This is a genomic window from Hymenobacter sp. APR13 (genome assembly GCF_000737515.1).
In the GTDB taxonomy this organism is placed as follows: domain Bacteria; phylum Bacteroidota; class Bacteroidia; order Cytophagales; family Hymenobacteraceae; genus Hymenobacter.
In genome coordinates, this window is sequence record NZ_CP006587.1 from 3,266,365 (window position 1) to 3,279,149 (window position 12,785).

Annotated in this window: 8 protein-coding genes; 3 read left to right on the plus strand and 5 right to left on the minus strand. The window is 64.0% G+C overall.

The window, feature by feature from the left end; all coding sequences use genetic code 11:
- Nucleotides 1-113: 113 nt before the first annotated feature.
- Together N008_RS13670 and N008_RS13675 are read right to left on the minus strand one after the other, a co-directional pair.
- A complete protein-coding gene (locus N008_RS13670; RefSeq protein ID WP_052381545.1) occupies nucleotides 114-587 on the minus strand; it encodes a YdeI/OmpD-associated family protein in 474 nt (157 codons plus the stop codon).
- Between the two features lie 132 nt (nucleotides 588-719).
- Nucleotides 720-1,799 (minus strand): glycosyltransferase family 4 protein, encoded by a 1,080-nt coding sequence (locus tag N008_RS13675; protein ID WP_044016751.1) that lies wholly within the window; start codon nucleotides 1,797-1,799, stop codon nucleotides 720-722.
- 193 nt (nucleotides 1,800-1,992) lie between these two features.
- Here N008_RS13675 and N008_RS13680 point away from each other — a divergent pair, with 193 nt between their 5' ends.
- The gene (locus N008_RS13680; RefSeq protein ID WP_156109320.1) at nucleotides 1,993-4,428 is read left to right on the plus strand and encodes a glycoside hydrolase family 31 protein; all 2,436 of its coding nucleotides are present in this window, start codon (nucleotides 1,993-1,995) and stop codon (nucleotides 4,426-4,428) included.
- Between the two features lie 346 nt (nucleotides 4,429-4,774).
- Here N008_RS13680 and N008_RS13685 read toward each other — a convergent pair whose 3' ends face one another.
- Nucleotides 4,775-7,231, minus strand: a complete 2,457-nt coding sequence (locus N008_RS13685) for a reprolysin-like metallopeptidase (protein ID WP_052381546.1) — start codon at nucleotides 7,229-7,231, stop codon at nucleotides 4,775-4,777.
- A 375-nt stretch (nucleotides 7,232-7,606) separates the two neighbouring features.
- Nucleotides 7,607-8,497 (minus strand): hypothetical protein, encoded by an 891-nt coding sequence (locus tag N008_RS13690; protein WP_044016754.1) that lies wholly within the window; start codon nucleotides 8,495-8,497, stop codon nucleotides 7,607-7,609.
- Nucleotides 8,498-8,746: 249 nt separating this feature from the next.
- Here N008_RS13690 and N008_RS13695 point away from each other — a divergent pair, with 249 nt between their 5' ends.
- Nucleotides 8,747-9,727, plus strand: coding sequence for a fasciclin domain-containing protein (locus tag N008_RS13695; RefSeq protein ID WP_044016756.1), 981 nt, complete (start codon nucleotides 8,747-8,749; stop codon nucleotides 9,725-9,727).
- Nucleotides 9,728-9,884: 157 nt separating this feature from the next.
- On the plus strand, nucleotides 9,885-11,450 hold the full coding sequence (locus N008_RS13700; RefSeq protein WP_044016758.1) for an alpha/beta hydrolase family protein: 1,566 nt from the start codon (nucleotides 9,885-9,887) through the stop codon (nucleotides 11,448-11,450).
- A 148-nt stretch (nucleotides 11,451-11,598) separates the two neighbouring features.
- Here the strand turns inward: N008_RS13700 and N008_RS21710 are convergent, their stop codons facing one another.
- Entirely contained in the window at nucleotides 11,599-12,627 is a 1,029-nt protein-coding gene (locus N008_RS21710; RefSeq protein WP_052381548.1) for an esterase/lipase family protein, read from the minus strand.
- Nucleotides 12,628-12,785 lie beyond the last annotated feature (158 nt).

Below are 12,785 nucleotides of genomic sequence, written 5' to 3' on the forward strand. Positions count from 1 at the left end.
CAGAGGCGCAGCCGAAGCATCTCGCTCGTGTGGTAAATCAACCAGATTACTACACGAGCGAGATGCTTCGGCTGCGCCTCTGCATGACGGTCTTATTATGTTCAGCTAACCGCCTACTTCAGCTTTTTGCCGGTTTCGGCACCTTCCAGCACGTCCTGGATGCGGCGCTGGCGGGCTTCGGGCTTTTTGGCGCGCTCCACCCATTGCACATACTCGCGGCGGTGGGGGTAGGCCAGCAGGTCGAAGGCGGGGCGCAGGCCGGTGCGCTCCAGGGCGCGGGCCAGGTCGTCGGGCACCACGAAGCCGGGCTCGTCGGTGTCGGGCATCATCGTGACGTGCACGGGCAAACCCCAGGTTTTGCCGATGGTGTTGCGCAGCTGCTTGTTTACGGCCAGAATGTGGTGGCCGTCCTCGTCAAGCGTGAGCGGCAGGCGGAACGGAAAGCCGTCGAGGGTGCCGCGCACGTGCACCTGCCCGCGCTGCCCAAACACCTCGGGCACGCTGAACGGCACGAAGAGAAACACGCCGCCATCGGTCGGATGCAGCTCTAAAGTGGTATCAAAAACCTGTTCCTGCGAATCAGACATAGAGAAGGAGGGGAGATGCGGCGGCCAGCCAATACAAAAAGAAGCCGCTGGCCGCTCCGGGCGGCCAGCGGCTGCAAAGGTAGCGCTCTGGGCGCTAGTGCCGGCTATCTGCCGTCCGCCCAGCCAGCGCCGCTACGCCGGGGCCACTTCCTGCAGCGCCGTCAGGATGGCTTCGGCGAGGCGGGCCGGGTCCTGGGCGGCGGCGGCCGACAGGCGCCGGACCCGCTGCGGCGGCAGCTCGTGCAGCTCCAGCACCCGCAGGGCCAGGGCCGAGGAAGCCGCCAGCACCAGGTCGGCGCGGCGCAGCGCCAGGCGCTCCAGCTCCAGCACCCAGCCCCGGTCGGCGGCCGTGTTGCGGTCCTGGGCCAGGCTGTGCACGTGCAGCACCAGCGGCTTGCCGGTCAGCTGCCGCAACTCCAGGCCGGCCAGCCACGCCTGCCAGTCGGCGGCATAAATCACCGCAAACTCCTGGCTGGCGGCCAGCCGCGTGGCAAACCGCGCGTACTGAATCACGCGGAAGTTCAGGTCGGCATCGGAAACGGCCGGCGTGCGCAGGGCTTCCAGCGCAACCGTCAGCACCGACTGCGGGCCGACCGGCGTGGCCGCCGGGGCCGGCTGGATGGCTGCCACAGGAGCAGTGGGCGCAGGTGTTTCGGAATAGGGCGCTCCATCCTGATCCGTGGCTTCTGGCTCGGCGCCAGCCAGCTCCGTGAAGTCGAGGGCGGCGGCTTCCTGTGCGTCCGGCTCGGCCTCATCGGCGGCAAAGGCGTCAGCGTTGAGCAGGGTAGCGGTTTCGACGGTCTGGGCGGTATCTGCCGGAGTCGGTTCGGCTGCGGCGACTTGCCCCGGGGCTGCGGCCGGCGCGGCCTCGCTGCTGCCGATGTAGGGCGCCGCTGGCGTGGCCGGGCCAGTTGCATCCGTGCCCACCGTGCCGCCCAGGTAAGGCGCCATCGGCGACTGCCAGGTTTCCGGATGGGGGGCGTTGAAATGGGTGTCGGCTAGGGCCAGCTCTTCGGCGGTGAGGTTGCCCAGGCCGGTGGCGGTGGCGGGGGCCGGCAGGTGCATAGGCTCGGTCAGATGCGGCAGCAGCAGCGTGAGCGCCGCATGCGGGGCCAGCGCCGAAACCAGCGCGGCAGTAGTGGCCGGAGTCGCCTCCGCTCCGGCGGGCGCGTCCCAGCCCAGCATCAGTACCTTAAGCGGAGCAATAGTCATGGGCAATCAGGCAGAAAAAGGAAGAATAGCAAAACCGGTTTATTGGGGCTATAAAGGCGGTTTTTACGAATCAATAGCCAATGTTAGGCAAAATTCGCGGGATTCGTTTTTACCTTCGCAAGCTTAATGCAGGCTTCTCCGGCACGGCCGGATTTTTTTTTACCCGCCCGCTTTTCCCAGCCCGACCTTCCTCATGAACGAGCACAACATTCAGGAAAACAACTACATGCTGAACGACCTGGCCGCGAAAGCGAAGCAGGAGTTCTTTCCCGGCAAGGTAGTGGCCAGCCAGCAGGACGGCTCCGATTTCGTTTTCCGCTGCGACAACGGGGCCCTGCTCCGGCTGGAGGTCATCACCGATAAAGTTCTGCGCTTCCGCTATGCCTCGGAGGTGGGGTTTGCGCCCGATTTCAGCTACGCCTTCCCCAACGGCGTGCCCGCCCGCCAGGCGCCCGAGTTTCTGGAGTTCCGGGAGCGGCCCGACCATTACCGCATCACCACCGACCGCCTGATCTGCACCGTAGCCAAGGACGGCCTGAAAACCCGCGTGCTCGACCGTTCCGGCAACACGCTGGTGCAGGACGAGAAAGGCTACCACTGGGAGTACGACTACGACACCGGCAACGACATCGTGAAGATGAGCAAGCAGGTGCAGAGCGGCGTGCACTACTACGGCCTCGGCGACAAGCCCGACAACATGAACCTGCGCGGCAAGCGCTTCACCAACTGGGGCAGTGATACCTACGGCTACGTGAAGGGCTCCGACCCACTCTACAAGAACATTCCGCTGTACCTGGAGCTGCAGCAGAAGATTGCCCACGGCATTTTCTTCGACAACTCCTTCAAGGCCAGCTTCGACTTTGCCGCTGAGCGTGCCGACGTGACCAGTTTCTGGGCCCAGGGCGGCGAGATGAACTACTACTTCATCTACGGCCCCAGCCTGCTTGAAGTGACCGAGGAGTACACCCGCCTGACCTGCCCGCCCGAACTGCCGCCGCTGTGGGCGCTGGGCTACCACCAGTGCAAGTGGAGCTACTTCCCCGAAAGCAACTTCCGCGAAATTGCCAAGGGCTTCCGCGACCGGCAGATTCCCTGCGACGCTCTGTACCTCGACATCGACTACATGGACGGGTACCGCTGCTTCACCTGGAGCCCCACGCACTTCCCCGAGCCCAAGCGCATGGTGCAGGAGCTGGCCCAGGACGGCTTCAAAACCATCGTCATCATCGACCCCGGCATCAAGATTGACCCCAACTACCGGGTGTTTGCCGAGGGCCTGGAAAAAGACGTGTACTGCCGCCGCGCCGACGGCCCGCTGATGAAGGGCTCGGTGTGGCCCGGCCTCTGCAACTTCCCCGACTACACCCGCCCCGACGTGCGCGAATGGTGGGCCGGCCTGTTTAAAGGCCTGATTGAGGAAACTGGCGTGCGCGGCGTCTGGAACGACATGAACGAGCCGGCGGTGTTTGAGAAGGGCACCTTCCCCGATGACGTGCGCTTCGACTACGACGGCCACCCGGCCTCGCACAAAAAGGCCCACAACATCTACGGTATGCAGATGGCCCGCGCCACCAACGAGGGCGTGAAGCAGTTCAGCTACCCCAACCGGCCGTTCACCATCACGCGCAGCACCTACGCCGGCGGCCAGCGCTACTCCTCCGCCTGGACCGGCGACAACATCGCCTCCTGGGAGCACCTGTGGCTGGCCAACATCCAGTGCCAGCGCCTGAGCATCAGTGGGTTCAGCTTTATCGGCTCCGATATCGGCGGCTTTATTGATACGCCCGACGGCGAGCTGTACGTGCGCTGGGTGGCGCTGGGCGCCTTCCACCCGTTCTTCCGCACCCACTCCAGCGGCGACCACGGCGACCAGGAGCCCTGGAGCTTCGGCGAAAACTTCATGGAGCTGGCCCGCGGCTTCATTGAGTTGCGCTACCGCCTGCTGCCCTACATGTACAGCACGTTCTGGCAGTACGTCAGCCAGGGCACGCCCATGCTGCGCCCGCTGGCCTTCCTCGACCAGACCGACACCGACACCTACCTGCGCATGGCCGAGTTCAGCCTCGGCGACCACCTGCTGGTGTGCCCCATCACGCAGGCCGGCGCCGATGGCCGCTGGATGTACCTGCCCCGCGGCGACTGGTTCTACTACTACACCGACGAAGCCAAGAGCGGCGGCGCCGAAGTGTGGGCCGCTGCCGGCCTCGACCGGATTCCGCTGTTCGTGCGCGCCGGCGCCGTTATTCCAATGTATCCGGTGCAGCAGTACGTGGGCGAAAAGGTGATTGACGAGGTGACGCTGCACGTCTACTACAAAGCCAGCCAGGAAAGCAGCGTGCTCTACGACGACGGCGGCGAAGGCTACGGCTACCAGAGCGGCCAGAGCACCACCCGCCGCTTCACTGTCACGGGCACCGAAAGCGGCCTGCTGCTGCAGCAAGCCACCGAAGGCGACTATCAGCCGAGCTTCACGCGCTACCGTGTGGTGCTGCACGGCCTGCCCTTCCAGCCCGCCGCCTACAGCACCGACGGCCAGCCCGCCGAAGCGGTAGCCGTCACCCTCGAAACCGGCCTCACGCTGCCCGGGGTAGTCGTGGATGCCACGTTCACGGAGCTGGTGGTCGGGTAGAAAATCGGCTGTCAGTCATACAGATTGCGGATTTGGCTCCGGTCCGGCGGCTTTTTCAGCCGTCGGGCCGGTCGTCGAAAGTAACTGGCGCACGTCCGGCTGGCGGCGGATACCTCGTTCACCCCGCGACCAGCCCAACTGCTGCTAGAGCCGCCGAGCCGGAGCCTGGGCCAGTTACCAGAAAGTGACAGGCTTTCCGTTCTCTGAGCGGGAGCGGGAGGTGAGGCGCAACGCGAGAACCTAACGTATCCGTTTGCCCACAAACGACGACTTGCCGGCCCGGAAAGCAAAAGCGCGAACTGTACAGTTCGCGCTTTTGCTTTTTGATACAAGGAAAGTTCGCGGCTTACTGCACCAGCAGCCGCTGCGCCTGCCCGCCGCTGCGCACCAGATACACGCCCGGCGCCAGGCCGGCGGGCAGCTGCAGTTCCAGCGGTCCGGCGGGCGCGGTAGCCGTCAGCAGCACCCGGCCCGAGAGGTCGAGCAGCTGTACGGGCTGGCCGGCAGTGAGGCCCGCCACGGTCAGGTGGTCGTGGGCGGGGTTGGGCCACACCTGCAGCGTGGCGGTACGGGCACCGGCCACGGCCAGCACCCGCACCGGCGACAGGGTTTCGGTGCCGTCGAGGTCGGTCTGGCGCAGGCGGTAGTAGACGGTGCTGCTGCCGTAGGATGGCAGGCGCGGGTCCGCGAAACGGTAGGCGGTGGGAGCGGCGCTGCTGCCACGGCCGGCCACCCAGCCAATCTGCCGGAAATCGGTGCCGTTTGCCGACGCTTCCACCGCAAAGCCCCGGTTGTTCTGCTCCGAAGCCGTGGTCCAGGCGAGTTCGGCGGCGTTGGCCCGGGCCTCAGCCGTAAAGCTGCTCAGCACCACCGGCAGCGGCGCCACGGGGCCCGAAAGGGTCAGGTTGGCGTTACTGATGTCAAAAAACACGTTGCCGATGGCCTCAATCTTCAAGCGGCCCTGGGTGGTGGTGCTGGTAGGCAGCCGCACGGTAGCGGTACCGTTGTTGGGAGTACTGGCCAGGAGTTCGGTCGGAAACGTCTGGCCGCCGTCCGTGGAAAACAGGATGCGCACGGCCGCGCAGTTCACCGGCGCCTGGTCGGTGCCAAGTACGTCCCAGGTGACGGTATAGAGGCTGCCCGGTGCCACCGTCGCGGCCGTGTTGGCGGCAGTCACCCGGAAGGGCCCCGCATCGGCCACGTTCATCGAAACGTTGCCCGCCGCCACGCCGCCGCGGTTGTCGCGGGCCGTGAGGCGGAAGTTGAGCGTGCGGGTCACCAGCGGTAGTATTTCCCCCACCGACGCCGAGTTGCTCAGCACCGCCGACAGCATCGGGAACGTGCGGGCGGGGCTGGCTACGGGCACAAAGCTGCGGAACAGGGGCGGGCCGCTGGCATCGGTGGCGGCGCTGGCCAGGCTGGTGCTCGTACCCCGGTCGAGTTGCTCCCAGGAGTAGCTCAGGGCGTCGCCGTCGGGGTCGGAGCCAGTGCCGGCCAGCGTGAAGGGCGTACCCTGCGGAATGGTGTAGGTGCTAGGCGGCACCGTAACGCTAGGCGGCTGGTTGCCGGTGGCGCTCAGCGTGCCACAGGTCAGCTCCGGCAGAATGGCGCTAAGGCTGCCCGCGTGGAAAAACGGAATGCCGCCGCCCACGTTGTCGGGCGCACAGCGCGAGTCATACGACATGATGGTATTGCCGGCGCCCGGCTCGTAAGCCAGCTCAGGGCTGCGGTTGCCGCCGCCGCAGTTGCCCTGGTCGCCGTTGAAGGTGTGGTTGGAGCCAAGCTGGTGCCCGATTTCATGGGTCGTAACCGTCGCCATCAACGAAGCTGAGCCTCCAGTGGATGCCCCGCCGGCCTTATAGCCGCTGGTGCTTAGGCACACCACGCCCACATAAGCCACGCCCGAATAGCCGCCACTGCGGTAGCCCAGCACGTGGCCTAGGTCGTAGTTGGCAGAGCCGATGGCATTGTCGACCACCGTGCGGTTGGTGTTCATCAGCGCCGTCGGGCTGCTGTTATCATACGGATCAGCGGCTGCGTCCGTAAAAATCAGCGCGTCGGTGTTGGCCACTAACTGCAGGCGCAACGACAGGTCGCGCTCGTACACGGCGTTCAGCGAGTTTACCAGCGTTACCATAGTCCCCAGGGTGTTGTCTTTGGTGCCCCCACCCAGGCTCTGCACATATTCGCCGGTGGCGGCCATGGCCAGGCGCAGGGTGCGCCGCTGGCCTCCATAGGGAGCCGGAGCTGGCGGCGGGGTGCCACCGGCCGGCCGCCGGGCTTGCCCCGGTACCGGCAGGGCCCGGCAGTCGAATTCCGGTATCTCACCGAGGCGACTCTGGTAGCGGCCGGGCGTTTCGGCATCGGCCTCTACACTGACGACGCCGGCCGGCCCTAGTACCTGAGCGTGCAGGCCGGCCGGCGTCCATTCCAGGCGGGCCGTGGTGCCGGGCTCGTCGAGGCTACGGGCGGCGTAGGTGCGGATGCGCGGGTAGCGGGCGGCCAGCGCCGGCGCCATCACCGGCACCTGCGTCACGGCAAAGCGGTGCAGCTGGCCGTCGGGGTAGGGGATTTCCAGCGTCACGGCCTGCTCGGGGTGGTTTTCCGGCGGGGCAGTGGCTAGGCGGCGCGCCAGCCGGGTAGTATCCAAGCTATACCAGCGGGCCGGAACTGCCAGCGGGCCTCGAGCCGCCGGCGCGGCCACTTCCTGCCACAGTGCATCAGCAGCTGACTGCGCCTGGGCGGCACCGGCCGAAGACAGAAAGGCAAGCAACAGGGAGGTACTCCAATAGCGGTATTTCATGTTAGGCGGGTTGAGGACGAGAAGCCGAATCCAGCGTGCCAGCAACTTTCGAAGGCTGCTGTCTGGCAGAGGTACAACGCGAAATAATCATGAAAAATTTAACCACATAGATTGGAGTTGTATATGTAAATAGGTGATAGTCAAATGATATATAATATATTTATATCGCCGCTTGGTTTTATCATGCAATATTCTTGTAATGTTATCGGCCTTGTATTGGCTGAGTGCTACAGATTATTAACGGCTACAGTGACTTGGATTGTACCGGGATGCACCACCTGCTATACACGCCAACGGCCCCGGGCCGCTTCACTGGAAGCAGGCCTGGGGCCGTTGTGGAATTGGTCAGAGAAGAACCTTCGCCGCTCGGGTGCGCTAGAAGTTGTATGCCACGCCGCCCGACACGCCGGTGGACTTGCCTAGGTTGCGGCCGGCTACATACGTGGCCGCACCCACCGTCAGGCCGAAGCCTTTAGCCAGCGGACGGAACGCGCTGACGCCCAAACGCACGTAATCGACGCGGGTAGCGGGGAAGAAGCCCGTGAAGCCTGGTTGCAGAATATCGGTGCCACTCTTGTCCGACTTCTGGAAGGAAGCCAAGGCATCGACGTACAGTTTCGGACCGGCATAGCCTACTTTAGTTTCGGCCACGAAGGCGTTGGGGGCGCTGTTATCGCGCAGGCTGTAGCCGGCCTGGCCGGTCACGAACACGCCCGACAGCGTTTTGAGGTGCACTACGCCCTGGCCTGACACCTTGCGCGCGCCGTTGCCAATGGCAATAATATAGCCCAGCCCGCTTTCCGACTTATAGTCGCTCACGGGCGTGCTGCCGCTCACTACGCCCAGTACGTCCAGCACATTAGTACCGATTTCGGCAGAAAACAGTTTGGCTTTCAGCAGCAGCGTAATGTCCTGCAGACCGGCGCGCTTGTTCACGTAGCCCTGCTCGCGCAGCACCTGCTCATCGGCAAACCCCTTCGACTGGATGTAGGGCAAGCTTACCACGGCTTCTAGCTTGTCGGTGATGCCATAGCTGCCATATAGGTTCACGGAACTAACCTCTACTCGGTCGAAGATGGGCACCCGGTTGATTTTTTCCGGGGCGAGGTACACGCTCTGGTAACGCTCCAGCGTGCCCGAAACTACTACAGAGCCATGGCCCTTGCCGGGCAAAAATCCGCTAACCAAACTCTGGGCGCGGCCCGCCGAAGCCGTAGCGAAGCTCAACAGGGAGAAAGCAAGTAAAAAACGGTAGGTGTGTTGCATAAAAGGGCAGTGTTAAAAGGCAAAACTACGGAAACTCTTCAGGAAATTGTTCTAGACAGCTACCTTTGGGGTAGACTTTGCAGGGTGTTTCATTTTGGGAAAATGCGGTAGCATCGTAATAATCAGCTTTACGTATCCATTGCCCATAACGGATTTAGGATTAAGTAAATCCGGTTGCATTTTTTTTCGTTACTGAAATGCCTGCGGGTTTCATTTGTCCTAATAACCCTTATCTACACCTCATTGCTCATGAAAAGAATCGTACCCACCTGGTTTGCCGGCTTAGCTCTGAGCGCCCTGGTTTTGGCAGGATGCCAGAAAAACGATGAGCTCGACCCTACCATTGCCGGAGTAGCCGTTACGAACCCTGATTTCCAGATTTTGGAAGACGCAGCAATCCGTGGCGACGTTGTGTCAATTTTGTCCAATAAGAACCCCGGCGATCCGCAGGGCAATTTCACCGTGTTTGCGCCCACCAATGAAGGCTTCGGCCGGCTGGGCCTGAACGCGGCCTCCGACCTGCTTACCCTGCAGCAGCCGTTTCTGCGCAGCACCCTGCTCTACCACGTAACCGGCGGCACGCTCAGCGGTGCTAACCTGCAGGCTGGTTTGGTTTCGCCATCGGCGCTGGGGCCGGGCCGCCGCATTATCAGCCGCGGCGGCAGCCTCTACGTCAACGGCTCGCGCATTGTGGCCACCGACGTGCGCGCCTCCAACGGCACCATCCACGCCGTGGACAAGGTGCTGCTGGCCACCGGCGCCGACATCGTGCAGTCGGCCGTGGCGCTGAAGGATGCGCAGGTGTTTACCCGGCCTGAACTGAGTTTTCTGGTGGAAGCCGTGCTGTACTGCAATCTGGCCGGGGCCCTGTCGGCCACGCCCGGCAGCGCGCCGCTCACCGTTTTCGCCCCTACCGACCAAGCCTTTAAAGACCTAGGCGTGGCCCTGAACGTACCCCTGAACGTGCCGGCTGATATCCGCAAGCTCCCACAGGCCACCGTTACGGCCGTGCTGCTCAACCACGTAGTGCCCGGCGGCCAGTTCACGCCCGAACTGCCCGAAAACAGCAACGTCACTACGGCCGGCGGCCGCCTGGCGCTGGGTGCTTTCAGCAACGGTACGCTCTCGGTGAAAGGCGCCAACAATGCCACGCCGGCCACCATGGTCATCCCGGATGTGCAGTGCACGAACGGTGTGGTGCACGTCATCGACCGGGTGTTGCTGCCCTAAGGCAAGTGCATTAACCGAGCAGAACTACTGGTTCGGCGGCTGACTGCGGCTGCCGGTCCAATAGTGGTTTCAGGCTGGCCGGCCGCTGCCGTATTTGCCGGCCAATACGCGTCGCTGGCCAGGGGCCGGCCGGGTGTCCTGCTTATTTCCTGTTCTTATGAAAAAGTTGGTTTTCGGCTCTACGTGGGTCGGATTTGTGCTGCTATTGTTTTTGCTTCTGCTGATTGGGGCCAATGCCCGGGGTCAGGCTCCGGCTGCCGTGCGCCATTCGTTGGAAGGCCAGTGGAAAGGTGCTCTGACGGTACCCGGCGGCAGCCTGCCGCTGGCCATCACCGTCACGGAACTGGCCGATGGCAACCGGTTTGCTGTGCTCGACGTGCCCATGCAACGCGTCAACCGGGAGCCGATGACCGTTACGCCCCGCGGCGATACGCTGACGTTTGAGGCCGAGCAGGCTGGCTGCCGCTTTGTAGGCCGCCGCTCCGCCGACGGCCAGCAGCTGCTGGGCGTGTGGCAGCAGCCCGGCTATTCTACGCCGCTCACGCTGCTGTTTGTGCCGCCGGCCGTGCCGCAGGCTCCTAAGGCCTTCAAGTTCCCGCCGCCCTACCGCGTAGAGGAAGTAACAGTGCCCAACGACATCGACCACCTGCAGCTGGCCGGCACCCTGACGGTGCCTGCCGGCGAGGGGCCGTTTCCGGCCGTGGTGCTGCTCTCCGACCAGGACAGCCAGAACCGCGACGCGCAATACGGTGACTTCGCTCTGTTCGGCAATCTGGCCGACTACCTCACCCGCCGCGGCGTGGCTGTACTGCGCCTCGACGACCGGGGTATCGGTAAATCGGGCGGCGACTCGGCCACGGCTACCGTAGCTGCCCGCCTCCACGACGCCCAGGCTGCCCTGAGCTTTCTGCGCAGCCGGCCACTGATTGATGTGGCTCATCTGGGATTGATTGGGCACGGGCAGGGCGGCAACGTGGCCCTGCTGGCGGCAGCGCAACCATTGCCCCCCAATTTCACGGTGGCCCTGGCTGCCGCCGGCTTGCCCGGCACCGACTTGCTCTCGGATCAGCGCCCGTCGCTGCTGCTGCGTGCCGGTGCCGCCGATACGGCCCTGCTGAGTCTGGCCCGCCGCCAAGATGTGGCGCGCCAGCAGGCCCAGGTCCAGGCTGATAAGATGCGGGCTTCGGGCTCCAACTCGGCGCAGGTGGCTACGTTTCTGGAGCAGCAGCGCCTGCGCCAGAAAGTAGAAGACAAAAAGCGCATGGATGCCCAGCGCAAACGCCGCCGTACTATGCTCGACATCATTGCCAACAGCCCTGATGTTTCGCAGGCGCAAGCCATCGTGGCGAATATGGTGCGGCAGGATGTGCCCGGCTTGCCGCCGGAAGCGGTGCAAACGGCCGTGGCGCGCCTCACCTCACCCTGGTACCGCGACTACGTGAAGCTGGACCCGCGCCCGGAACTAAGCAAAGCCCGGGGCGCCGTGCTACTGCTGCATGGCACCGCCGACGACATGGCCGAGGCCCAAACCAACCTGGAATTGCTCGGCAAGGGCCTAAAAGCCAATGCCCGCGTGACCACCCAAAAAATTGAAGGCGCCAACCACTTGTTCCAGGCACCCACCACCGAGTGGCCGCTGGTAAATGGTCAGCCCCGCCCAGTGGTGTCCACGGCTACGCTCGAAACCCTACACTCCTGGATTATGGCCCGCGCGAAAGAGTAGCCTAACCTTCATTTCGCGGGTTACCACCTATAATCAAAAAAGCCGCCCAAATTCCCTTCTACAAGGGAAGGTTTGGGCGGCTTTTTTGTGAGCTTCTACAAGCGTAGCATAGCGTTCCGCAGAAATCAATAGGCTTCTAAACTCCTTATTACAGCCGGTCGCGCAGGTACTGGTATACTTCGGGGTTGGAGAGGAGCGTGCCGTGGTGCAGCTTTGGGAACACGCGGGTGCTGATCTGCTGCTCGGGCGGCAGGGCGGGGTCGCCGAACACGCGGCCCAGGGCGCTGCCAGCCCCTACGAGGCCGTCGCCGAAGTAGTCGTGCAGGGCGGAGTTGGCCGATTTCAGCAGCGAGCCTACCAGCACGTGGTAGCGCACGCCAGGCAGCGGCGGCACCAGCGTGCGGGGCGGAAACAGGTCGTCGGCGTGCGGGTCCTGCCAGTCGGCATCTACCAGAATGGCGTGGCGCAGGTCTTTGATGCCGTTGCTGCGCTTATCAATGAGGCCGCTGATAAAGCGGGTAGGGCGCAGGTTGATTTTGCGCAGCACCACCGACGTAAAGTGGCTGTTCTGCTCCAGAAACGAGCCGTCGTTGGGTACGCCCAGCAGAAACACATCCTGCAGGTGCGTGAGCCAAGAAACGCCCGTTTCCGGCGTTGTAGCCAGCGCCGCATAATAGCCCGCCGACCGGATGACCAGCCCGCCCATACTGTGCCCTACCAACGAGAGCCGGCCGATGGCGTCGGGGTAGGCCGCGAGCAGCTCCGTGAGCAGGGCGTGCAGCAGCTGGCCATTTTGGGAGATGTGCAGGCCGGTGTTGTAGCGCACGTAGAGGCACACGGTGCCGGTTTCCTGCTGCAGGCGCGGGCCATACCGTAGCCCGCCTTCGCCGGAGCCGGCCTGCCAGATCACCTCGTCGCCCATGAGGCCGTGCAGAAACACCACCACCTTGCGCGGCCCCTTGGTACCGGGCGTGAGGCCCAGCGCCGATACCGGCACGTCGGCGGCGTGGCGGCGGAAGCTCATCCGAATGGCCCGGCGGTCCTGGCGCTCGGCCAGCTGGTCGCCGAAGGCCCCGTTGAGCACCGGCAGCGTGAAATGGATATTTTCCTGCCCCGTGCGGTAGAGGAAGCCGGCCGTGTTGAACGGTACCGTAGCGGCCCGGCCTACCGCGCGCACGGCCCGCCGCCAACGGGAAGGTGGCGCCTCTGCCGCAGTTTCTTCGGCTGGTGCTGCGTCTGGTGGGAGCGGGTCGGTCAGATCTGGAGTGTCTGCAGGGAGCGGGGTAGTATCGGAGGTGGCATGACTAGCAGCCGTTGGGTTAGAAGGGGAAGCAG

What these genes read in the sequence shown, in the direction of transcription:
- N008_RS13695 (WP_044016756.1), top strand. Translation starts at nt 8,747, where the DNA reads ATGAAAAGAATCGTACCCACCTGGTTTGCCGGCTTAGCTCTGAGCGCC.
- N008_RS13675 (WP_044016751.1), bottom strand. Translation starts at nt 1,799, where the DNA reads ATGACTATTGCTCCGCTTAAGGTACTGATGCTGGGCTGGGACGCGCCC.
- N008_RS13690 (WP_044016754.1), bottom strand. Translation starts at nt 8,497, where the DNA reads ATGCAACACACCTACCGTTTTTTACTTGCTTTCTCCCTGTTGAGCTTC.
- N008_RS13685 (WP_052381546.1), bottom strand. Translation starts at nt 7,231, where the DNA reads ATGAAATACCGCTATTGGAGTACCTCCCTGTTGCTTGCCTTTCTGTCT.
- N008_RS13680 (WP_156109320.1), top strand. Translation starts at nt 1,993, where the DNA reads ATGAACGAGCACAACATTCAGGAAAACAACTACATGCTGAACGACCTG.
- N008_RS13670 (WP_052381545.1), bottom strand. Translation starts at nt 587, where the DNA reads ATGTCTGATTCGCAGGAACAGGTTTTTGATACCACTTTAGAGCTGCAT.
- N008_RS13700 (WP_044016758.1), top strand. Translation starts at nt 9,885, where the DNA reads ATGAAAAAGTTGGTTTTCGGCTCTACGTGGGTCGGATTTGTGCTGCTA.